Origin of the sequence: Brachybacterium sp. J153, assembly GCF_036311905.1 — a bacterium.
GTDB lineage: Bacteria > Actinomycetota > Actinomycetes > Actinomycetales > Dermabacteraceae > Brachybacterium.
The window spans coordinates 1-22,507 of record NZ_JAZDCH010000033.1; the positions used below are offsets into that span (position 1 = coordinate 1).

Annotated in this window: 15 protein-coding genes and 3 rRNA genes; 15 read left to right on the forward strand and 3 right to left on the reverse strand. The window is 69.4% G+C overall.

What is annotated here, in order from left to right; genetic code table 11:
- Positions 1 to 134: 134 nt before the first annotated feature.
- From V1258_RS15125 to rrf, 3 genes are all read left to right on the forward strand, one after another.
- A 16S ribosomal RNA gene (locus V1258_RS15125) occupies positions 135 to 1,653 on the forward strand.
- A 367-nt stretch (positions 1,654 to 2,020) separates the two neighbouring features.
- Positions 2,021 to 5,080: ribosomal RNA gene (locus V1258_RS15130) — 23S ribosomal RNA — on the forward strand.
- 112 nt (positions 5,081 to 5,192) lie between these two features.
- Positions 5,193 to 5,309 (forward strand): 5S ribosomal RNA (rrf, locus tag V1258_RS15135).
- The 16S, 23S and 5S rRNA genes sit together here, the layout of an rRNA operon.
- Positions 5,310 to 5,854: 545 nt before the next feature.
- Here the strand turns inward: rrf and V1258_RS15140 are convergent.
- Entirely contained in the window at positions 5,855 to 6,835 is a 981-nt protein-coding gene (locus V1258_RS15140; protein ID WP_329750462.1) for a hypothetical protein, read from the reverse strand.
- A gap of 39 nt (positions 6,836 to 6,874) precedes the next feature.
- Between V1258_RS15140 and V1258_RS15145 the strand changes: the two genes are divergently transcribed.
- From V1258_RS15145 to V1258_RS15200, 12 genes are read left to right on the forward strand one after another with little or no spacing between them, the layout of a single operon-like run.
- Positions 6,875 to 7,678, forward strand: coding sequence for a tetratricopeptide repeat protein (locus tag V1258_RS15145; protein ID WP_329750463.1), 804 nt, complete (start codon positions 6,875 to 6,877; stop codon positions 7,676 to 7,678).
- The gene (locus V1258_RS15150; protein WP_329750464.1) at positions 7,678 to 8,691 is read left to right on the forward strand and encodes an HAD-IIA family hydrolase; all 1,014 of its coding nucleotides are present in this window, start codon (positions 7,678 to 7,680) and stop codon (positions 8,689 to 8,691) included. Before V1258_RS15145 ends, V1258_RS15150 begins: the two co-directional genes overlap by 1 nt.
- A complete protein-coding gene (locus V1258_RS15155; protein WP_329750465.1) occupies positions 8,688 to 9,530 on the forward strand; it encodes a TlyA family RNA methyltransferase in 843 nt (280 codons plus the stop codon). Before V1258_RS15150 ends, V1258_RS15155 begins: the two co-directional genes overlap by 4 nt.
- Before the next feature lie 5 nt (positions 9,531 to 9,535).
- Positions 9,536 to 10,480: an NAD kinase gene (locus tag V1258_RS15160; RefSeq protein WP_329750466.1), complete on the forward strand. Its 945-nt coding sequence runs from the start codon at positions 9,536 to 9,538 to the stop codon at positions 10,478 to 10,480.
- A 9-nt stretch (positions 10,481 to 10,489) separates the two neighbouring features.
- Positions 10,490 to 12,232, forward strand: a complete 1,743-nt coding sequence (gene recN, locus V1258_RS15165; RefSeq protein WP_329750467.1) for a DNA repair protein RecN — start codon at positions 10,490 to 10,492, stop codon at positions 12,230 to 12,232.
- Positions 12,229 to 13,407, forward strand: a complete 1,179-nt coding sequence (gene steA, locus V1258_RS15170) for a putative cytokinetic ring protein SteA (protein ID WP_329750468.1) — start codon at positions 12,229 to 12,231, stop codon at positions 13,405 to 13,407. The genes recN and steA overlap by 4 nt, the downstream gene beginning before the upstream one ends.
- Positions 13,408 to 13,420: 13 nt before the next feature.
- The gene (locus tag V1258_RS15175; protein WP_329750469.1) at positions 13,421 to 14,449 is read left to right on the forward strand and encodes a copper transporter; all 1,029 of its coding nucleotides are present in this window, start codon (positions 13,421 to 13,423) and stop codon (positions 14,447 to 14,449) included.
- A 5-nt stretch (positions 14,450 to 14,454) separates the two neighbouring features.
- On the forward strand, positions 14,455 to 15,270 hold the full coding sequence (locus tag V1258_RS15180) for a hypothetical protein (protein WP_329750470.1): 816 nt from the start codon (positions 14,455 to 14,457) through the stop codon (positions 15,268 to 15,270).
- On the forward strand, positions 15,267 to 17,042 hold the full coding sequence (locus tag V1258_RS15185) for a lipid II flippase MurJ (RefSeq protein WP_329750471.1): 1,776 nt from the start codon (positions 15,267 to 15,269) through the stop codon (positions 17,040 to 17,042). Before V1258_RS15180 ends, V1258_RS15185 begins: the two co-directional genes overlap by 4 nt.
- Entirely contained in the window at positions 17,039 to 18,118 is a 1,080-nt protein-coding gene (locus tag V1258_RS15190; RefSeq protein WP_329750472.1) for a glycosyltransferase family 4 protein, read from the forward strand. Before V1258_RS15185 ends, V1258_RS15190 begins: the two co-directional genes overlap by 4 nt.
- 14 nt (positions 18,119 to 18,132) lie before the next feature.
- Positions 18,133 to 19,941: a CTP synthase gene (locus V1258_RS15195; RefSeq protein WP_442878636.1), complete on the forward strand. Its 1,809-nt coding sequence runs from the start codon at positions 18,133 to 18,135 to the stop codon at positions 19,939 to 19,941.
- 5 nt (positions 19,942 to 19,946) lie between these two features.
- Positions 19,947 to 20,579: an NUDIX hydrolase gene (locus V1258_RS15200; protein ID WP_329750473.1), complete on the forward strand. Its 633-nt coding sequence runs from the start codon at positions 19,947 to 19,949 to the stop codon at positions 20,577 to 20,579.
- Positions 20,580 to 20,591: 12 nt separating this feature from the next.
- On the opposite strand, the gene V1258_RS15205 is transcribed toward V1258_RS15200, so the two are convergent.
- Together V1258_RS15205 and V1258_RS15210 are read right to left on the reverse strand one after the other, a co-directional pair.
- Complete coding sequence (locus V1258_RS15205) at positions 20,592 to 21,812, reverse strand: HRDC domain-containing protein (RefSeq protein ID WP_329750474.1); 1,221 nt, start codon at positions 21,810 to 21,812, stop codon at positions 20,592 to 20,594.
- Positions 21,809 to 22,435 (reverse strand): DUF3000 domain-containing protein, encoded by a 627-nt coding sequence (locus V1258_RS15210; RefSeq protein ID WP_329750475.1) that lies wholly within the window; start codon positions 22,433 to 22,435, stop codon positions 21,809 to 21,811. The genes V1258_RS15205 and V1258_RS15210 overlap by 4 nt, the downstream gene beginning before the upstream one ends.
- Positions 22,436 to 22,507 lie beyond the last annotated feature (72 nt).

Below are 22,507 nucleotides of genomic sequence, written 5' to 3' on the forward strand. Positions count from 1 at the left end.
GTGCGCGTGTTGCTTGATATCTCAATAGCGTGTCTGTTTGTTGATGCCAATATTTTAAGTTGGCAAACATTTTATACGGATGATTAGCAGTTATATGCTGGTTGTTTGTTGTTTGTCAGGATTTTTTCTATGTTTTCATGGAGAGTTTGATCCTGGCTCAGGACGAACGCTGGCGGCGTGCTTAACACATGCAAGTCGAACGATGACGACCGTGCTTGCACGGTCTGATTAGTGGCGAACGGGTGAGTAACACGTGAGTAACCTGCCCCTCACTTCGGGATAACCTCGGGAAATCGTGGCTAATACCGGATACGAGTCTTCACCGCATGGTGGTGACTGGAAAGTTTTTCGGTGGGGGATGGACTCGCGGCCTATCAGTTTGTTGGTGAGGTAACGGCTCACCAAGGCGATGACGGGTAGCCGGCCTGAGAGGGCGACCGGCCACACTGGGACTGAGACACGGCCCAGACTCCTACGGGAGGCAGCAGTGGGGAATATTGCACAATGGGCGAAAGCCTGATGCAGCGACGCCGCGTGAGGGATGACGGCCTTCGGGTTGTAAACCTCTTTCAGTAGGGAAGAAGCGAAAGTGACGGTACCTGCAGAAGAAGCGCCGGCTAACTACGTGCCAGCAGCCGCGGTAATACGTAGGGCGCAAGCGTTGTCCGGAATTATTGGGCGTAAAGAGCTTGTAGGTGGCTTGTCGCGTCTGCCGTGAAAACCCGAGGCTCAACCTCGGGCGTGCGGTGGGTACGGGCAGGCTAGAGTGTGGTAGGGGAGACTGGAACTCCTGGTGTAGCGGTGAAATGCGCAGATATCAGGAAGAACACCGATGGCGAAGGCAGGTCTCTGGGCCATTACTGACACTGAGAAGCGAAAGCATGGGTAGCGAACAGGATTAGATACCCTGGTAGTCCATGCCGTAAACGTTGGGCACTAGGTGTGGGGGACATTCCACGTTTTCCGCGCCGTAGCTAACGCATTAAGTGCCCCGCCTGGGGAGTACGGCCGCAAGGCTAAAACTCAAAGGAATTGACGGGGGCCCGCACAAGCGGCGGAGCATGCTGATTAATTCGATGCAACGCGAAGAACCTTACCAAGGCTTGACATGCACCGGACGACTCCAGAGATGGGGTTTTCTTCGGACTGGTGCACAGGTGGTGCATGGTTGTCGTCAGCTCGTGTCGTGAGATGTTGGGTTAAGTCCCGCAACGAGCGCAACCCTCGTTCCATGTTGCCAGCGCGTAATGGCGGGGACTCATGGGAGACTGCCGGGGTCAACTCGGAGGAAGGTGGGGACGACGTCAAATCATCATGCCCCTTATGTCTTGGGCTTCAAGCATGCTACAATGGTCGGTACAATGGGTTGCGATACTGTGAGGTGGAGCGAATCCCAAAAAGCCGGCCTCAGTTCGGATTGGGGTCTGCAACTCGACCCCATGAAGTCGGAGTCGCTAGTAATCGCAGATCAGCAACGCTGCGGTGAATACGTTCCCGGGCCTTGTACACACCGCCCGTCAAGTCACGAAAGTCGGTAACACCCGAAGCCAGTGGCCCATCCTCGTGAGGGAGCTGTCGAAGGTGGGATCGGTGATTGGGACTAAGTCGTAACAAGGTAGCCGTACCGGAAGGTGCGGCTGGATCACCTCCTTTCTAAGGAGCATCACCAATGATTGGTGGCCATCTTCCTGCCCGAGTGTGGTGGGGGTGGTTGCTCAAGGGTGGAACATCAACGGATGGGCGCTTCGCCGGCCGGCAGGGCTGCGCTAGTACGACTCTTCGGGGTCTGGAACGTGTGGTTGTTCGGGTGGTTTGAGGTGGAGACACGCTATTGGGTTGTGAGGCTGCACGCGGCCTGCTGAGGGTCCTTCGGGATGCTGGGTGGGTGTGTGGCTGGTCCTCCCTGATTCTTGCTGCCTGTGTGGGTGGTGGGGGTTGGTGTGGGGTTGTTTCTTGAGAACTACATAGTGGACGCGAGCATCTTGTAAGCAATTTTTAAGATTTTGGTCTTTGTTGTGTTGCCTAAGTTGTAAAGGGCGCACGGTGGATGCCTTGGCACAAGGAGCCGAAGAAGGACGTGGGAGTCTGCGAAAAGCCTCGGGGAGTTGACAACCGAACTGTGATCCGAGGATGTCCGAATGGGGAAACCCACCAGGGGTCATGCCCTGGTACCCGCCACTGAATGTATAGGTGGTGTGGAGGGAACGCGGGGAAGTGAAACATCTCAGTACCCGCAGGAAGAGAAAACAAATAGTGATTCCGTGAGTAGTGGCGAGCGAAAGCGGAAGAGGCTAAACCTGGTTTGTGTGATACCCGGCAGGGGTTGCAGGTCAGGGGTTGTGGGACGTGTCTGATGGGTCTGCCGGCTCATCGACGTGGACGTGCAGCGGTAGTCGAAGTCGTGATGAGTGCGACGGCGTAGAGGGTGTGACCCCCGTAGACGAAACCGATGTGCGGCGTGACGCTGTTCCCGAGTAGCACCGGGCCCGTGAAATCCGGTGTGAATCTGCCAGGACCACCTGGTAAGCCTGAATACTACCTTGTGACCGATAGCGGACAAGTACCGTGAGGGAAAGGTGAAAAGCACCCCGGGAGGGGAGTGAAATAGTACCTGAAACCGTGCGCTTACAATCCGTCGGAGCCTTGAGGGGTGACGGCGTGCCTTTTGAAGAATGAGCCTGCGAGTTAGTGGTCGGTGGCGAGGTTAACCCGTGTGGGGTAGCCGTAGCGAAAGCGAGTCTGAACGGGGCGTTCAGTCGCCGGCTCTAGACCCGAAGCGAAGTGATCTATCCATGGGCAGTGTGAAGCGCGGGTAAGACCGCGTGGAGGCGCGAACCCACTTCAGTTGAAAATGGAGGGGATGACCTGTGGATAGGGGTGAAAGGCCAATCAAACTTCGTGATAGCTGGTTCTCCCCGAAATGCATTTAGGTGCAGCGTTGCGTGTTTCGTGTCGGAGGTAGAGCACTGGATAGGCGATGGGCCCCACCGGGTTACTGACCTTAGCCAAACTCCGAATGCCGATACGTGAGAGCGCAGCAGTGAGACTGTGGGGGATAAGCTTCATAGTCGAGAGGGAAACAGCCCAGAACATCAGCTAAGGCCCCTAAGCGTGTGCTAAGTGGAAAAGGATGTGGAGTTGCTTAGACAACCAGGAGGTTGGCTTAGAAGCAGCCACCCTTGAAAGAGTGCGTAATAGCTCACTGGTCAAGTGATTCTGCGCCGACAATGTAGCGGGGCTCAAGCACACCGCCGAAGCTGTGTCATTCAGATTTTTGTCTGGATGGGTAGGGGAGCGTCGTGCAGCCAGCGAAGCCGCGGGGGAACCCAGTGGTGGAGGCTGCACGAGTGAGAATGCAGGCATGAGTAGCGAAAGACGGGTGAGAAACCCGTCCGCCGATTGATCAAGGGTTCCAGGGCCAGGTTTATCCGCCCTGGGTTAGTCGGGACCTAAGGCGAGGCCGACAGGCGTAGTCGATGGACATCGGGTTGATATTCCCGAACCGATCGTAGGAGGACCCATACCGAGGCAGTCGATGCTAACCACCCGAGTCTTCCCCATGCCCTTCGGGGCGTGGAGGTTGATGAGGCTGGGAACCAAGGTTGTAGTAGGTCAGCGCGAGGGATGACGCAGAGAGGTAGCTTCCGCGGACTTAATGGAATAGTCCGTCTAAGCGAGCAGCCCGAGCACCGGTAATGCGGTGCCGTATTGGGTGAGACGTGATGGGGATCCCGTATGGGCGTAGGTGAGTGATCCTGTACTGCCAAGAAAAGTTCCGGCGTGACGAATACGGTCGCCCGTACCCTAAACCGACTCAGGTGATCAGGTAGAGAATACCAAGGCGTTCGAGAGAATCGTGGTTAAGGAACTCGGCAAAATGCCCCCGTAACTTCGGGAGAAGGGGGGCCCGAACCGTGAGAGCGGTGAGGGCCGCAGAGACCAGGGAGAAGCGACTGTTTACTAAAAACACAGGTCCGTGCGAAGTCGTAAGACGCTGTATACGGACTGACGCCTGCCCGGTGCTGGAAGGTTAAGAGGACCGGTTAGATCTTCGGATCGAAGCTGAGAATTTAAGCCCCAGTAAACGGCGGTGGTAACTATAACCATCCTAAGGTAGCGAAATTCCTTGTCGGGTAAGTTCCGACCTGCACGAATGGCGTAACGACTTCTCCACTGTCTCAACCGCGAACTCGGCGAAATTGCATTACGAGTAAAGATGCTCGTTACGCGCAGCAGGACGGAAAGACCCCGGGACCTTTACTATAGTTTGATATTGGTGTTCGGGACGGCTTGTGTAGGATAGGTGGGAGACTGGGAAGCATTCACGCCAGTGAGTGTGGAGTCATTGTTGAAATACCACTCTGGTCGTTCTGGATTCCTAACCTCGGTCCGTGATCCGGATCAGGGACAGTGTCTGATGGGTAGTTTAACTGGGGCGGTTGCCTCCCAAAAAGTAACGGAGGCGCTCAAAGGTTCCCTCAGCCTGGTTGGTAATCAGGTGTTGAGTGTAAGTGCACAAGGGAGCTTGACTGCGAGACAGACATGTCGGGCAGGTGCGAAAGCAGGAACTAGTGATCCGGCACCTCATTGTGGAATGGGTGTCGCTCAACGGATAAAAGGTACCCCGGGGATAACAGGCTGATCTTGCCCAAGAGCTCATATCGACGGCATGGTTTGGCACCTCGATGTCGGCTCGTCGCATCCTGGGGCTGGAGTTGGTCCCAAGGGTTAGGCTGTTCGCCTATTAAAGCGGTACGCGAGCTGGGTTTAGAACGTCGTGAGACAGTTCGGTCCCTATCCGCTGCGCGCGTTGGATATTTGAGAAGACCTGTCCCTAGTACGAGAGGACCGGGATGGACTGACCTCTGGTGTGCCAGTTGTTCTGCCAAGGGCATGGCTGGTTGGCTACGTTGGGAAGGGATAACCGCTGAAAGCATCTAAGCGGGAAGCCTGCTTCAAGATGAGATATCCATGCACTTTGTGTGAGAGGCCCCCAGTAGACCACTGGGTTGATAGGCCAGATGTGGAAGCGCAGCAATGCGTGGAGCTGACTGGTACTAATGGCCGATGACTTATTCAACACTTCTTTTGCTGTGAGTGTTCGCGTCCACTGTGTGGTTCTGGGGAAGCAATCCCTGCCACTGTCGCCCTGTGTGGGTGGTGGTGTGTGGGCTGGTTGTGTCTCATAGTGTTACGGCGGTCATAGCGTCGAGGAAACGCCCGGTTCCATTCCGAACCCGGAAGCTAAGCTCGATTGCGCCGATGGTACTGCACTCGGGAGGGTGTGGGAGAGTAGGTCGCCGCCGGACATCTTTGTGGGAGTGGGAGTGAGCTGGAGACCCTTCAGGGTCTCGCTCCTCCCACTCCCTTTTTTCATGCCCGAACACACGTCCGGTTCCGTGGACGGGATGCGGCGTCGTGGGGCGGAGTCGGCTGATTCGCTCTGCTCTACCGCGCTGGCGATCGTGCGAGTACTTGCCGTGTCGGCGGGCAGGTCCAGTCGGCTGCCGGCCCTGCGCTCCGTGGTGTGACCCCGCTCCTGTGGCGACCCGTCGGAGTGTGACGGGCTGCGCGCTGAGCTGGTGAGAGCGCTCACGGATGGATGGCTACTGTCCGGTCTCTGCGAAGGGGTCGCATAGGCTCGGTGATCGATAAGCGCATAGGGCGATGACAGCGAGCACGACGAGACGGACGGTCCACAGTGTCTGAGGACAGGAACAACGAGCGCGAGAGCGGCGGCCAGCACCGCCGCGATCAGCAGGGCGCACGCCGCCCGTCGACCGGGCGCGGCCCGTACACCGGGCGTTCCCGCGATGACGAGGGCCGGCAGCGCCGTTCGTCGCGTCCCGAGGGATCACGCCCCGATCGATCCGAGTCCGGAGATCGTCGCCGAAGCGGATTCGGTGACGACCGCCGTGATGGTGGTCCGCGTTCCTTCTCCGGTCCCCGTGGTGACGGCGAGCGTCGTCCCTACCGCGACGGTGGTGCACAGCGTCCCTACGGTGACCGCGGCGAGAAGCGTTCCTACAGTGATCGCGAGGAGAAGCGCCCCTACGGTGACCGCACGGAGAAGCGTCCCTACCGCGAGGGTGGGGAGAGGCGTCCCTATGGTGACCGCACCGAGAAGCGTCCGTACCGTGAGCGGACCGAGGGGCGTCCCTACGGTGAGCGCGGTGAGAAGCGTCCCTTCCGCGATGGTGGCGAGAAGCGTCCCTACGGTGAGCGTGGCGAGAAGCGTCCCTTCCGCGACGGAGGCGAGAAGCGCCCCTACCGTGAGGGCGGTGAGAAGCGTCCCTTCCGCGATGGTGGCGAGAAGCGTCCCTACGGTGAGCGTGGAGAGAAGCGTCCCTTCCGCGACGGAGGCGAGAAGCGTACCTTCCGCGATGGTGGCGAGAAGCGTCCCTACGGTGAGCGCGGCGAGAAGCGTCCCTACCGTGAGGGCGGGGAGAAGCGTCCCTACGGTGAGCGCGGCGAGAAGCGTCCCTTCCGCGACGGAGGCGAGAAGCGTCCCTACGGTGACCGTGGCGAGAAGCGTTCCTACGGTGATCGGAACGACCGTTCCTATGGGCGGGGCGGCGATGACCGTCGACCGGCCCGTGACGGTGAGGACCGGCGCGGACGCGACGACCGGCGCACCTCGCGCCCGGGTCAGGAAGCACGCGCTGATCGTCCCTTCGAACCGCGGATCCCGGACGGGATCACGGGAGCCGAGCTCGACCAGGACGTCCAGGACGAGTTGAAGGGCCTGAGCCGGGAGACCGCTGATCGGGTCGCGCAGCACCTCGTCGCCGCTCTCGTGCTCGAGGCGGAGGATCAGGAGACCTCTCAGGCGCATGCCAAGTTCGCCGCCCGGATCGGTGGCCGTATCGGCGCCGTGCGTGAGACCTACGGCGTGCTCGCCTATCGCGCCGGCGACTACCGCACGGCCGTCCGCGAGCTGCGCACCGCTCTGCGCATCACCGGCCGTACCGACGTGCTCCCCCTGATCGCTGACTCCGAGCGCGGGCTGGGCCGCCCCGAGCGTGCACTCGACATCGCCGCCTCCGACGAGGCGAGCAACCTCGGGGTCTCGGCCGCGATCGAACTGATGATCGTGGTCGCCGGCGCCTACGCCGACACCGGGGACACCGAGACCGCTCTGCGCACGCTCGAGATCCCCGCCCTGCGCCAGAAGGTCGACGGCAAGTGGCAAGTCCGGCTCTGGGCGGCATACGCCGAGCTGCTCGAGCGCGCCGACCGTGCCGAAGAGGCTCGTCGCTGGCTCACCCTGGCCGCGGACACCGACACCGAGGGACTCACCGACGCGGCCGAGCGCCTCGGCCGGCCGGCCCCGCAGCAGGAGCCCGCCGTCCCCACCTGGGAGGACGACGAGCAGGTCCCCGTGCTCGACGCCTACGACCCCGACGCCGACGCGGACGACGACCAGGACGCGGATGACGACTCGGACGAGACGGACGGCCTGACGGCGGAGGAGCCTGATCAGGCTCCGCTACCGGCGGAGTCCCTCGAGGGAGATGACCCTGCGGACGAGTCGGAGGTGGAAACCGAGGAGTTCGACGACACCGAGGAGTTCGACGACGAGGAGACTCCCGCCGAGGTCGAGGATGCTGTGGACTCGGACGAGCCGTCGGAGACCGAGGACTCGGCTGTGGCGGAGGACCCGGAGGTCCGCGCCTGATGCCCCTCGTGGACCCTTCGCTCCTGGACCTCCATGACGCGCTGCTGTTCGATCTGGACGGCACGCTCATGCACGGCTCGCGCCCGATCCCGCACGGTGCGGAAGCGGTCGCGGCCGCACGCGCCGCGGGACGCCCCGTGGCCTTCGCGACGAACAACGCATCCCGCACCCCGGAGCAGGCCGCCGAGCACCTCCGGGGCATCGGCATCCCCGCCGAAGCCGCCGAGTTCGTGACCTCGCCGCAGGTCGCCACGCGCCTGCTCGCCGAGGATCTCGAGCCGGGGGCGAAGGTGCTCGTCGTCGGCGGGCCGAGTCTCGCAGAGCAGGTCCGGGCCGACGGCCTGGAGCCGGTGGAGGCGGACGCGGAAGACGTCGTCGCCGTCGTCCAGGGCTGGTCTCCGGACCTCGGCTGGCGTCGGCTCGCCGAGGGTGCCTACGCCATCCGCCGAGGTGCCCGCTGGATGGCCACCAACGTCGACGCGACCCTCCCCACCGAGCAGGGGCTCGCCCCGGGCAACGGCTCGCTGGTCGCCGCGCTGCGCCATGCCACCGGTGCCGTGCCGGAGGTCGCCGGCAAGCCGGAGCCCGGCATGTTCCAGGTCGCCGCGGCGCGCTGCGGAGCGCGGCACGCGCTCGTCATCGGCGACCGCCTCGACACCGACATCGAGGGCGGGGTCCGCGCGGAACTCGCGACGCTCCTCGTCCTCACCGGGGTCGACGGCGTCGACAGCGCGCTCCGCGCGGAGCCGGTGCGCCGCCCCACCTACATCACCCCCGATCTCGAGCAGCTCACCGCGCCGTTCCCCCTGCCGGTCGTCGATCGCGACCGCGCCCGCTGCGGACCCGTCGGCGCCGCCTGGCAGGACGGCGACATCACCCTGTCCGGCGAGGTCGAGGACCCCCGCGTCCTCCGGGCCGTGCTGGCTCTCCTGCGCACCCACTCCCCGGACGCTGCCTGGACGGGGCGCCTGCTCGACGCCGACGGCGCCGAGGTGCGCCCGGACGCACGGTGACCGTCCAGCGGGTCGACGTCGCGCTCCTCGCGGCGGGTCTCGCCCGCTCCCGCACCCAGGCGCGGCGCATCCTCGAGGAGGGCCGGGCACGGGTCGACGGACGCGAGGTGCGCAAGCCCTCGACCCCGGTCCCCGACGGAGCCCTGCTCGAGGTCGTCGCCGTCCCCGACGGCGTCGAGTACGCCTCGCGCGCCGCGCACAAGCTGCTCGGGGCCCTCGACGCCCTGGAACTTGACCCGGCCGGTGCCGAGTGCCTCGACGCCGGCGCCTCCACGGGCGGTTTCACCGACGTCCTCCTGCGCCGCGGGGCGGCGAGGGTGCACGCGGTCGACATCGGGCACGACCAGCTTGCCGAGCACGTCCGTCGCGACCTGCGGGTCGTGGTCCGCGACGGCACCAGCGTCCGCGATCTCGATCCGGCGCTGCTGGGCACCGACGTCGACCTGATCGTCGCCGATCTCTCGTTCATCTCGCTGCGCACCGTCCTGCCGGCCCTCGCCGGCGTCCTCCGTCCCGGAGGCGACCTGCTGTTGATGGTCAAGCCGCAGTTCGAGGTGGGCCGCACCGCGCTGCCCCGCACGGGCGTCGTGACCGACCCTGCCGCCCGGATACGTGCCGTCGAGGGAGTCGTCGACGCCGCCGCGGAGGAGGGCCTCGCGCTGCGCGCCGTCGGCCCCAGCGCCCTGCCGGGACAGGACGGCAACCGGGAGTACTTCGTCCATCTGCGACCCGGCGACGCCTCCGCCCCCGACCAGGAGGCCTATGACATGATCGGGGTCGCCGTGCGCGAGGACCGAGCGCGCCGGCGCGCCACCGATCCCGCACCCCAGGAGGACTGACCACGATGCGACGGTTCCTCCTCTACGTCCACACCGGTCGGCGTGCGGCCCTGAACGCGATGCTGACGGTCCTCGAGGAGCTGCGTCGCCGCGGAGTGCGCGGCGTGGTCGTCGACGGGCAGGTCGACGAGATCCTCGCCCTCCCCGAGGGGGAGGCGCCGCCCCGCCTGCTGACCTTCCTCACCAACGGCGGGGTCGACGTGCTCGACGCCGTCTCGGCGGCGGACCTGGTCGAGCTGGGCATCGTCCTCGGCGGCGACGGCACCATCCTCCGTGCGCTCGAGGCCGTCCGCGACGCCGACGTCCCCGTGCACGGCGTGAACCTGGGCCATGTCGGCTTCCTCGCCGAGAGCGAGGTCGAGGATCTCGCGATCACCGTCGCCCGTCTCCTCGAGGGCGAGTACGAGATCGAGAAGCGCTCGACCCTCGACATCACGGTGCTCGACGATCACGACGAGCCCGTCGCCCGCCACTGGGCGCTCAACGAGGCCTCGCTCGAGAAGGCCGACCGGCAGAAGATGATCAACGTCGCGATCGAGATCGACGGCCGTCCCGTCTCGAGCTTCGGAGCCGACGGCGTGCTGCTGTCCACCTCGACCGGCTCCACCGCCTACGCCTTCAGCGCGGGCGGCCCCGTGATCTGGCCCGAGGTCGACGCGATGCTGCTGATCCCCCTCGCGGCCCATGCGCTCTTCGCCCGGCCCCTCGTGCTCGGCCGCTCCTCCGAGGTCGCCGTCGAGATGGTCTTGGACAACCGCGAGGGCGCGATCCTCACCCTCGACGGCCGTCGCGGGGCGGACATCGTCGCGGGGATGCGCATCGAGGCCCGTCTCTCCGAGCACTCCGTGCGCCTGGTCCGTCTCGCGCCGACCCCCTTCGCCGATCGCCTGGTCGAGAAGTTCCAGCTGCCCGTCGTCGGCTGGCGCGGCCGCGGCCCCCGCACCCGCTGAGGGCCCCGCATGCTCTCCACCCTGCGCATCCGCGGCATCGGCGTGATCGATGACGCCCTGCTCGAGTTCGGGCCCGGCTTCACCGCGCTCACCGGCGAGACCGGGGCCGGCAAGACCATGATCGTCACGGGCCTGACCATGCTCCTCGGCGGGCGGCTGGACCGAGGCCGCACCCGCGAGGCGAGCACCGTGGACGGCACGCTCGCCCTCACCGGCCACGGCGAGCTCGCGGCCGCTCTCGACGAGCTCGGCGCCGAGGAGGAGGACGGCGAGGTGCTCGTCGTCCGCCGGGTCACCCGCGACGGCCGCTCCCGGGCCCAGATCGGGGGAGTCCCGGTGCCGATCGGGACCCTCTCCCGCCTCGTCGGCACGGCCGTCACCGTCCACGGGCAGTCCGATCAGCAGCGGCTGCGGGACCCCGAGGCGCAGCGCGAGGCGCTCGACCGCTTCGCCGAGACGGAGATCGGCGATCCGCTCGGTCGTCACCGCGAACTGTGGCGCGAGCGCACCGCCCTCGTCGCCGAGCTGGGGGAGCTCGACCTGCTCCTCGCCGAGCGGGAGCGCCGCGGGGCGGTCCTCGTCGAGGCGCTCGAGAGGATCGAGGCCCTCGACCCGCAGCCCGGGGAGGACGACGACCTGCGCGCGGAGCTCGAGCGCCTCGGCAGCGCCGAGGAGCTGCGCGGCGCCGCCCAGCGCGCGAGCCTCGCCCTGGTCGGCGACGACGACGGACCCGCGGCGGCGGCCCTGCTGGACCTCGCCGCCGAGGCCGTCGGCAGGGCCTCCCGCACCGACCGCACCCTCGCCCCGCTCGTCGACCGGCTCGAGACCGCCCGGCTCGAGCTCTCCGACCTCTCCGCCGAGCTGATCCGCTACGCCGAGGACATCGACGCCTCCCCGGGACGGCTCGAGCAGGCCCACGAGCGACTCCACGAGCTGACCGTGCTGGTGCGCGACCTGGGCGCGCTGTTCCCGGGCGCGGACGGGCCCGCGACGGACGTCACCGCACTGCTGACCACCTCCCGTGCCGCCGCCGTCGACCTCGACCGCTACGAAGGCGCCGAGCAGCGACGCCGCGAGGCGGCGGAGCGCCTCGAGACGCTCGAGCACGAGCTCGAGACGACCGCGGAGGAACTCACCGCCGAGCGCACCGCGGCCGCCGCCGCCCTCTCCGCGGCCGTGCAGGAGGAGCTGCGGCATCTCGAGATGCCCGATGCGGCGATCCGCGTGGACGTCTCCGCCCGCGCCGCGCGCTCCCACGGCCGCGACGGGGTCGAGATCCTGCTCGCGCCGCATCCCGGGGCCGAGCACCTGCCCGTCGGCCAGGCCGCCTCCGGCGGCGAGCTCTCCCGCGTGATGCTCGCCCTCGAGGTGGCACTCTCCGCCTCCCGCAGCGACCGCACCGCCGCACCGGTGTTCGTGTTCGACGAGATCGACGCCGGGATCGGCGGACGCGCGGCCCTCGCCGTCGGCCAGCGCCTCGCCCGGCTCGCCCGCCACGCCCAGGTCATCGTCGTCACCCATCTGCCGCAGGTCGCCGCGCACGCGGGCACCCATCTGCAGATCGTGAAGTCCTCCGCCGAGGGCGCGACCAGCTCGACCGTGCACGGCCTGGACCGAGCCGGGCGCATCGAGGAGCTCGCGCGGATGCTCGCCGGGGACACCTCCGACCTCGCCCTCGCCCACGCCGAGGAGCTGCTCGACGAGGCCCGCGCCATGGCCGAGGACGCGGCGCCCGGCCGGGGTTGCCGATGAGCCCGCAGCGCGCGCAGGTCACCGGCACCGCCCGGCTCGGCCGACGCACCAAGGACCTCACCAAGCGCCTCCAGCCCGGCGACATCGCGATCATCGACCACGAGGACGTGGACCGCGTCGCGGCCGAAGCGCTCGTCGAGCGGCAGCCCGCCGCGGTCCTCAACGCCGCCGCCTCGACCTCCGGCCGCTATCCCAACGCCGGCCCGCAGATCCTGCTCGACGGCGACGTGGTGCTCGTCGACGCCCTCGGCCCCTCGCTCTTCGAAGGGATCCGCGACGGGCAGACCATCACCGTCCGCGACGGCGAGGTGCTGCTCGAGGAGGTCGTCGTCGCCCGCGGCGTCGCCCAGGACCAGGCCACCGTCACCGCCGCGCTAGAGATCGCCCGCGAAGGGCTCTCCGAGCAGCTCGAGCTGTTCGCCGAGAACACCATGGAGTACATGCTCCGCGAGCGAGACCTGCTGCTGGACGGGATCGGCGCCCCCGACGTCCGCACCCGCATCGACGGCCGCCCGGTGCTCATCGTCGTGCGCGGCTACCACTACAAGGAGGACCTCGCGACCCTCCGCCCGTTCCTGCGCGAGAACCGCCCCGTGATCATCGGCGTCGACGGCGGGGCCGATGCGGTGATCGAGGCGGGATTCCGCCCCGACATGATCATCGGGGACATGGACTCGGTCTCGGACCGCGCGCTCGCCAGCGGGGCGGAACTCGTCGTCCACGCCTATCGCGACGGCCGCGCCCCCGGCCTCGAGCGCCTCGCCGGCCTGGGGCTCGGCGAGCAGGCGGTGCTCTTCCCCGCCTCCGGCACGAGCGAGGACATCGCCATGCTCCTCGCCGACGAGAAGGGGGCCTCCGTGATCGTGGCCGTCGGCACCCACGGCACGCTCGAGGAGTTCCTGGACAAGGGCCGCGCCGGGATGAGCTCCACTTTCCTCACCCGCCTGCGGATCGGCTCCAAGCTCGTCGACGCGAAAGGCGTCTCCCGCCTCTACCGCCAGCGCATCTCCACCGTCCAGCTCCTCCTGCTCGCGGTCGCCGGGCTCGCCGCCCTCGCGGTCGCCCTGTGGGCCACGCCGGGCGGGCAGGCCGTCGTCCAGCTGATGGGCGCCCGGCTGGATGGGATGCTGTCCTGGTTCACCACGCTGTTCTTCCCCCGGGCCACCGGGTCGTAGGAGGGTCCGACCCGTGATCGATTTCCGCTACCACCTGGTGTCGCTGATCTCCGTTTTCCTGGCGCTCGCCGTGGGCATCGTGCTCGGCGCAGGACCGCTCGGCGACAACCTCGGCACCCAGCTCGCCGAGCAGGTCGAGCAGCTGCGCGGGGAGCAGGAGCAGCTGCGCACCGAGGCCGACGAGCTGCAGACCCGTAATGATCAGCTCGCCTCGTACGTCAGCGAGTCCGGTCCCGAGCTGGTGGCCGACACCCTCCCGGGGCAGTCGGTGGCGCTGCTGACCGACGGCGACTCGACGCGCACGGCGACCGAGCAGGTCACCTCCCTCCTCGAGGGAGCCGGGGTCTCCGCCGTCGTGGAGATCCGCCTGCGCTCGGACCTGTGGGACCCCGCGCAGGAACAGCGGCGCGCCGAGGCCGCCGACGAGATCCGCTCGATCGCCCCCGCCCTGCTCGACCCCGAGCTGGAGGGTCCCGCACAGCTCGCCGCGATCGTGCCGGCCCTGCTCGCCGAGGATCCCTCCGGCGAGCTGACCCAGGAGCTCCGCACCCAGGTGTGGCAGGTGCTCGTGGACCATCAGCTGATCGCGCTCACGGACGGCACGCCCGGTGTGGTCGAGGCGGTGGTCTACGCGAGTGCCGCTCCCGAGACCTTCGTGCTCGAGGGCGAGGCGGAGGACCTCGCCGCCGAACGGGCCCAGAACCTGCTCTCCGCCCAGACCGCCGTGCTGACCTCGCTCGCCGCCACCTCCGTGCCCGCCGTCGTCTCGGCCGCCACGCCGGCGAACGACTCCTCGACCGGGATCCTGCGCACCGTCCGCGGCGACGCCGGTTTCGACCAGCTCTCGACCACCGACCGGCTGCAGGAGGCCGACGGGCCGATCCTCAGCGTGCTCGCCCTCATCGAGCAGGTGCGCGGGGGAGCGGGCGCCTACGGCACCACGGCCGACGCCGCCGAGCGGGTCCCCCCGCTGCCCGCTCCGACGGCACCTGCCGACTCCGAGGGCGAAGGCTCCGCGCCCTCCGACGGGGGCAACGGATGAGCCGCGTGAGGTCCCTGCTCGCGACCTGTCGGAGCGAGCTCGAGCGCAAGAACTTCGCCGGCCGCACCGTGACTCTCGCCGAGGGCGCCGCAGTTGTGCTCGGCACCGGTCTGCTCGCCGGGGCCGGGCGGACGGGCGGAGCCCGGGACTCGGCGGTGCTTGTCGGCATCGGTGCCCTCGGGCTGCTTGACGACCTGCTCGAACCGCACCATCGTGCGCAGGGACGACCGGTCTCCAAGGGCCTGCGCGGTCACTTCGGGGCGCTGCGCCAGGGGCGGGTCACCACGGGCGCGCTCAAGGCCCTGGGGATCCCCGCGCTCACCGTCCTCGCGACCGCCGGCGCTGCGGAACGTGGCCGATCCGGGCGGGTGAGCGTCCGCGGGGCCGGGCTCGTGCTCGCCGATGCGGCACTCGTCGCCGGCGCCGCGAACCTCGCCAACCTGCTGGACCTTCGCCCCGGAAGGGCGCTCAAGGTCGTGCTGCCCGCCGCGGCCGCTCTCGCGACCCTGTCGCCGGGCGAGGACCCGAGCGGACGTCGGCTGGCGCTCGCCGCAGCGGTGCCCGCGGCCCTCGCCCTGCCCGTCGACCTCCGCGAGCACGGCATGCTCGGCGACGCGGGCGCCAATGCGCTCGGCGCCGCCGTCGGCCTCGCCGCGACACGGGTCCTCCCGGTCCCGGCGCGGCTCGTGCTGCTCGGCGGGATCACGGCACTGACCGTCGCGAGCGAGCGGGTGAGCTTCTCCGCCGTCATCGAGTCCACCCCGGTCCTGCGCGCCGTGGACCGGCTGGGGCGGCGTGCCCCCGAGGAGGCCGAGCGATGAGCGAGAGATCCTTCGGCCGCGCCGTGCTGCGCGGGGCGAGCATCATCCTCGTCGTCACCGTGATCGCCCGTCTCGCGGGCTTCGCGCGGTACCTGGTGTTCGGGGCGAGCGTCGGCGCAGGCGACGTCGGCACTGCCTACGCGACCGCGAACCTGCTGCCCAATGTGCTCTTCGAGGTGGTCGCCGGGGGTGCGCTGGCGGCGGTCGCGGTGCCGCTCATCGCCGGTCTCGTCCCCGAGGGGCGCCGGGCCGAGACCGCGGACGGGACCGCAGCCGAGACCGCGGACGGGACCGCAGCCGAGTCCGCAGCCGGGACCGCGGACGAGGACGGGCGGCGGCGTGCCGACCGCATCGTCTCCGTGCTGCTGACCTGGACGCTGCTCGGCACCACGCTGCTCGCCGCCGCGGTGATCGCGCTCGCCGCGCCGCTCGCCGCGCTGCTGCTGGGAACGGCCGACGGGACCGCCGGGGTGCACGTGGGCACCGTCCTGCTGCGGATCTTCGCGGTCCAGCTGCCGCTCTACGGGATCGCCGTGGTGCTCGGCGCCTACCTCCAGGCGCGCAAGCGCTTCCTGTGGCCCGCGGCGATGCCGCTGATCTCCTCGCTCGTGGTCATGCTCGCGTATCGCGTGTACGCCTGGATGGTCCCCTCCGTCGCGACCGCCTCGACGATCGGGGAGGGCGCGCTGGCCTGGCTGGGCTGGGGCACCACCGCCGGGGTCGCCGCGATGGCCCTGCCCGTGGTGATCGCCTCGCTGCGCTCCGGTCTGCGGCTCCGGCCCGCCCTGCGGATGACCGGTGGCGACGGCCGTCGCGCGCTGGCCCTCGGCGGCGCGGGCCTCGGTGCGGTGGGCGCGCAGCAGCTCGTGCTCGCCCTGATCATGGTCCTCGCCATGCGCGCCGGCGGCACCGGCACGCTGCCCGTCTTCCAGTACGCGCAGGCGCTCTACCTGCTGCCTTACGCGGTCCTCGTCGTCCCGCTGGTCACCTCGGTCTTCCCGCATCTGGCGGAGATGCGCCTGGTCGGTGACCACGGCGCCTTCGCCCGCGCCGTCTCCGGCTCCGCGCGCATCGTCATGGCCGTCGCGGCGATCGGCGCCGCAGCCCTGTTCGCCGCCGGCCCGGCCCTCGAGCAGTTCTTCCGCCTCATCGACCGCGCGGGGGCGGCCGGGGTCGGCTCGACCGCGGCGGCGCTCGCCCTCGGCCTGCCCGGCTTCGCCGTCGCGACCCACTGCACCCGCGTGCTGTCGGCCGCGCTGCGGGCCCGGGACGCCCTCCTGGTCGGATCCATCGGCTGGGTGATCGCCGCGGTGCTGCTGGCGCTCGCCGTCCTCACCAGCCCCGGGCGTTCCGCCGCCGAGGCCTCGACCGCCTTCGGACTCTCGATCGCCGTGGGGATGGCGATCGCGGCGCTCGTGGGCTTGAGCCGGATCTGGGACATCCTCGAGCATGCCGGAGACCTCGCACGAGTCCGCCGGACGATCGTGCTCACGCCGCTCGCGGTGCTGATCGGCGGGGTGCCCGGGCTGCTGCTCGCCCGCCGGCTGGTGACCACGGAGTCGGGGGAGACCGTCGCGGTGCTCGTGGGCATCGCCGCCGGAGTCCTCGGCGCGCTCCTCGCCGCGGGCGTCATGCTCGCCGCCGATCCCTCGCTGCTGCACACTCTGCAGGGCCGGAGCCGGGGGCGACGCGCCAGGACCCGCGAGAGCGGGAACGACGCGGTCGATCCCGGCCCGGGCGCTCCGGCTCCGCCGGCGGAGGAGGCCCGGTGAGGATCCTGCTGGTGCGGCCGCGGGCCAGCGGCGGACTCGCCGCCCATGTGGACCAGGAGCTGGCGCTGCTGCGGGAGTCGGGCCACGAGGTGGCCGAGGCGCCGGTGCGCATCCAGGAGCGACCCGCCCCCCTGGCGGACCTGCGGACCCTGCGGACCTTGCGGCGCGGCGCCCGCGAGGCGGCCCCCGTGGTGGTCCATGCCCACGGCCTGCGAGCGGGTGCCCTCACCGCCCTCGCCCTTGCGGGCACCGGGATCGACCTGGTCCTCACCCTGCACAACCTCCCCGTCGGCTCGTACTCGGTGCGACTCCTCGGCCGCGGTCTGCTGCAGGTCGCCGCGCGGGGGTCCCGGACGGTCCTCGCGGTGTCCCCGGATCTCGAGCAGGCGGCCCGTCGGGCCGGCGCCCGGGACGTGCGCCGCGCGGTCGTCCCCGCTCCGGAGCGGACGCCGCGCGATGCGGCCGGAGGGGACTCCGGGGGAAAGGACATCCCCGACGCGGCGACCGGAGACCCGGCGGAGGCGGCCGACGACAACGCCTGGCCCGCGGAATGCGCCCTGCGGGTCCTGGTCATCGCTCGACTCGCCACGCAGAAGGGCCTCGGGGACCTCCTCGACGCCGCCGCCCTGCTCCCCGCGGAGCCGCCCGTGGGGATCGCCGTCGCGGGCGACGGGCCGCTGCACGACGAGCTCGCCGCACGGATCGACCGGGAGCGGCTGCCCGTGCGGCTGCTGGGCCGGCGCGAGGACGTCCCCGCGCTGCTCGGGAGCTGCGACCTCGTGGTCTCCGCCGCGCACTGGGAGGGACAGCCGGTCGCGCTGCAGGAGGCCCTGCGGGCCGGCCGCGCCATCGTCGCGACCGATGCCGGGGGCACCCGCTGGGTCACGGGCGAGGCCGCGCACCTGGTGCCCGTCGGCGACGCCCCGGCGCTCGCCGCGGCGATCACCACCCACACCGACCCCGCCGTGCGGCGACGCGCCGAGGAGGCGTCGCGACGTCGTGCCGACGAGCTGCCCTCCGCAGGTGACATGATCGACCAGCTGACCGATGTCCTGGCCCTCGCCGGGCCCCGATGATAGGTTGACAATCCGTGGCAGACACCAGCGCGAACACCCCCCAGACCAGTACCGGCCCCCTTCCGCGGATCGGACAGTCCTCCTCCGCGAAGCCCTTCCGGAATCCCGGCGTCACGAAGCACATCTTCGTCACCGGCGGCGTGGTCTCCAGCCTCGGCAAGGGCCTCACCGCCTCCTCGCTGGGAATGCTCCTCAAGAGCCGCGGCCTGCGCGTGACGATGCAGAAGCTCGACCCGTACCTCAACGTGGACCCGGGCACGATGAACCCCTTCCAGCACGGCGAGGTGTTCGTTACCGAGGACGGCGCGGAGACCGATCTCGACATCGGCCATTACGAGCGCTTCCTCGACGAGAACCTCTCCGCCAACGCGAACGTCACCACCGGCCAGGTGTACTCCAACGTCATCGCCAAGGAGCGCCGCGGCGAGTATCTCGGCGACACCGTGCAGGTCATCCCGCACATCACCAACGCCATCAAGGAGTCGATGCGCTCCCAGGCCGGGGATGACGTCGATGTCATCATCACCGAGATCGGCGGCACCGTCGGCGACATCGAGTCCCAGCCCTTCCTCGAGGCGGCGCGCCAGGTGCGTCAGGACGTCGGTCGCGACAACGTCTTCTTCGTCCACGTCTCGCTGGTGCCCTTCATCGGCCCGTCCCAGGAGCTGAAGACCAAGCCCACCCAGCACTCCGTCGCCGCGCTGCGCTCGATCGGCATCCAGCCCGATGCGATCGTGCTGCGCGCGGACCGTCAGCTGCCCGCCTCGGTCAAGGCGAAGATCTCCTCCATGTGCGATGTCGACATCGACGCGGTCGTGACCTGTGCCGATGCTCCGTCGATCTACGAGATCCCGCTCGTGCTCCACGGGGAGGGGCTCGACGCCTACGCGATCCGCCGACTCGACCTGCTGAGCCACGACGTGGACTGGACCCAGTGGGACTCGCTTCTGCAGCGTGTCCAGCACCCCTCCTACGAGGTGACGGTCGCGCTGGTCGGCAAGTACATCGACCTGCCCGACGCCTACCTCTCGGTGACCGAGGCGCTGCGCGCGGGCGGCTTCCACCACGCGGCGAAGGTCTCCATCCGCTGGGTCGAGTCGGATCTGTGCGCCACGCCCGAGGGCGCGCGCCAGCAGCTGCGGGACGTCGACGCGCTCGTCGTTCCCGGCGGCTTCGGGATCCGCGGCGTGGACGGCAAGGTCGGCGCCCTGCGCCACGCCCGCACCCACGGCATCCCCGCCCTCGGCCTGTGCCTCGGCATGCAGTCGATGGTCATCGAGTACGCGCGCACCGAGCTCGGCCTCGCCAGCGCCCACTCGACCGAGTTCGAGCCGGAGACCGCGCACCCGGTCATCGCCACCATGGCCGAGCAGCAGGACATCGTCGCCGGCGCCGGGGACCTGGGCGGCACGATGCGCCTCGGCTCCTACGACCACACCCTGGTCGAGGGCTCCCTCGCGGCGACCGTCTACGGCAGCACCGAGGTCGCGGAGCGCCACCGCCACCGCTACGAGGTCAACAACGCCTACCGCGAGCAGCTCGAGGACGCGGGACTGCGGGTTTCCGGCGTCTCCGACCTCTCCGCCGACCACTCGCTCGTGGAGTTCGTGGAGCTGGACCCGGCGGTGCACCCGTACTACATCGGGACCCAGGCGCACCCCGAACTGAAGTCCCGCCCCACCAGGGCGCATCCGCTGTTCGCCGGGCTGATCGGAGCGGCGCTCGAGCTGCAGAAGGCGACGCGCCTGCTCGAGGTCGAGCCCGATCCGGCCGCGGCGGAGAGCGCCGCCGGCGAGCAGCCGATCGCGACCGACGAGGCCTGACCCCTATGAGCCTCGCCGACCGGCCCGCCCCGCGCCCCGTCGCCGAGCGGCGCACCGTGCACCCCGGCATGGTGTGGGACATCGTGCGCGATACCGTCGATTTCGCGCCCGGGGTGCGGTTCGATCGCGAGTACGTCCACCACACCGGCGCCGTCGCGGTGCTCGCGGTCGATGCGGAGGATCGCGTACTGCTGATCCGGCAGTACCGCCACCCCGTCGGCCACCAGCTCTGGGAGATCCCGGCGGGACTCCTCGACGTCGCCGGCGAGGGCGCGCACCTGGGGGCGCTGCGCGAGCTCGCAGAGGAGACCGGACATCGCGCCGGCCGCCTCGAGACCCTCCTCGATCTGCGGCCCAGCCCCGGCGGATCCGACGAGGTCATCCGCGTCTACCTCGCGACGGAGGTGACGGAGGTGACCGGGGACGACGGCTACCGGCGCACCGATGAGGAGGCCGAGATCGAGATCGCCTGGGTGCCGCTCGACGAGGCGGTCGCCGCGGCGCTGCGCGGGGAACTCACCAACGGCACCGCGCTCGCCGCACTGCTCGCGCTGCACGCCCATCGGACGCTCGGTGCCCAGGCCCCGACGCTGCGCGCCGCCGATGCGCCCTTCCCGGAGCGACCCGGCCACGCCTGAGCCGCGCCCGGCTCAGTCCGCCGCGGGCGGGACGTACTCCTCGAGGGCGCGGGCGAGCACGGGGGCGGTCTGCTCGGCCTGCCAGGGCCGAGCGCCGAGCGCCAGGAGCTCCTCGACGATCAGCGCCTCCCCGGGCGAGGTCGCATGCTCCCACACCCAGTGCCGCAACAGCGCGGGCTGCAGCAGGTTCTCGGTGGGCAGCTCGAGATCCTCCGCGCGGTCGCCGATGGCGGAGCGCACGGCCTGATAGCGGTCCCACACCTCCGGATGCTTCTTCGACCACAGCTTGTGCGGCGGGGGATAGGAGCGCTCGGTGCGCTCGGGGAGATGCGCCGGGGGGAGGTCGATGCCGGTCCGCGCGACCTGCCACCACTGGTCCTTCTTCGGCGTCCGCGAGGGCAGCGCCCGCTCGAAGGCCTCGCGACCGCGCGGGGCCTCCTTCGCGGCGGCGACGAGGTCCTTGTCGCGGAGGATCCGGTGGGGGGAGAGGTCCTGCTCGCTCGCGAGGGCATCGCGGCGGCTCCACATCTCCCGGGCCGCGGCGAGCTGTCGCGCAGTGCGCAGACCGCCGAGGCCGTGCAGTCCGCGCCAGCTGGCCGAGCGTGGGGCGGACAGCTCACGGGTCCGCTCGTGCTCGAACTCCTGGCGCGCCCACTCGTCCTTCCCGGCCTCCGCGAGCCGTTCGGCGAGGAGGTCGCGGACCTCGACGAGCACCTCCACGTCGAGGGCGGCGTAGGTGAGCCAGCCCTCGGGCAGCGGTCGGCGGGACCAGTCGGCCGCCGAGTGCTCCTTGGCCAGGTGCAGCCCGAGGGTCTCCTCGACGACCGCGCCCAGGCCCACCCGGTCCATGCCCAGCAGTCGGGCCGCGAGCTCGGTGTCGAACAGGGCGGCGGGGCGCAGGCCGAGCTCGGCGAGGCTCGGGAGGTCCTGGTCCGCGGCGTGCAGCACCCACTCCCGCTCGGCGAGCAAGTCCCGCAGCGTGCCCGGCATCGTGAACGCGAGGGGGTCGATGAGGGCCGTGCCCGCCGCCTCGGTGCGCAGTTGGATGAGATAGGCCCGGTTGCTGTAGCGGTAGCTCGAGGCGCGCTCGGCATCGACCGCGACGGCCTCCACGGGGGCGGTCGCCGCCGCCTCGCACCAGGCCAGGAGCGGCTGGATCCGGTCGATCACCGGGACCAGTCCGTCGCGGGGCGCTTTGAGCGCGGTCACGGGACGGGCATGGGGGACGGTCATCGTCCCTCCTCACTGCTCGGTCGCGGGGCGCGCGCACGATGCGAGGGGACCAGTGAGGAGACCCGCGGCGGGGCGGGCGGCAGGCCGCCGGCGGCGGCGAGCATCGCCGTCCAGGCGGCGAAGTGCGGGCCGAGCTCCGGGGACTCGGCCCCCTCGGCGACCTCGGGGGTCCAGGAGATCCGCATCTCGACGTCGACCGTCGAGGCGCGGGAGGCGAGTGCACCGTAGGACTGGGAGACCACGCGGGTCGCGGTGCAGCCGAGCTCGCGGGCGTCCGCGTCGTGCAGCTCGAGGGACTCGGTCACCCAGGACCAGGCGACGTCGCCGAGCATGGACTCGATCGCGAATTCTGGCTCGAGCTGGGCCTGGACGAGGGCCACCATCCGGAAGGTGCCGTCCCAGGCCTCCTGCCCCTCGGGGTCGTGGAGGATCACGAGACGGCCCGAGGCGAGCTCCTCGTCGTGGACGATGATCTCGGCGGTGCAGGCCCACGTCGAGGGCGCCATGCGGGAGGGCGCGGGGATCGTCCGCCAGACCAGCTCGGGCCGCAGCGGAGCACTGGTCATGGCGTCGATGGAACTCTGGAAGAGCTCGTCACCCGGACGGAAGCGATGCACGGACACACCGGGAGATTAGCGGCGGTGCCGGGGCGCGTCCGGCAGGCGCGCCGCCGGGGCGGGGAGCGCCTGCCGGAC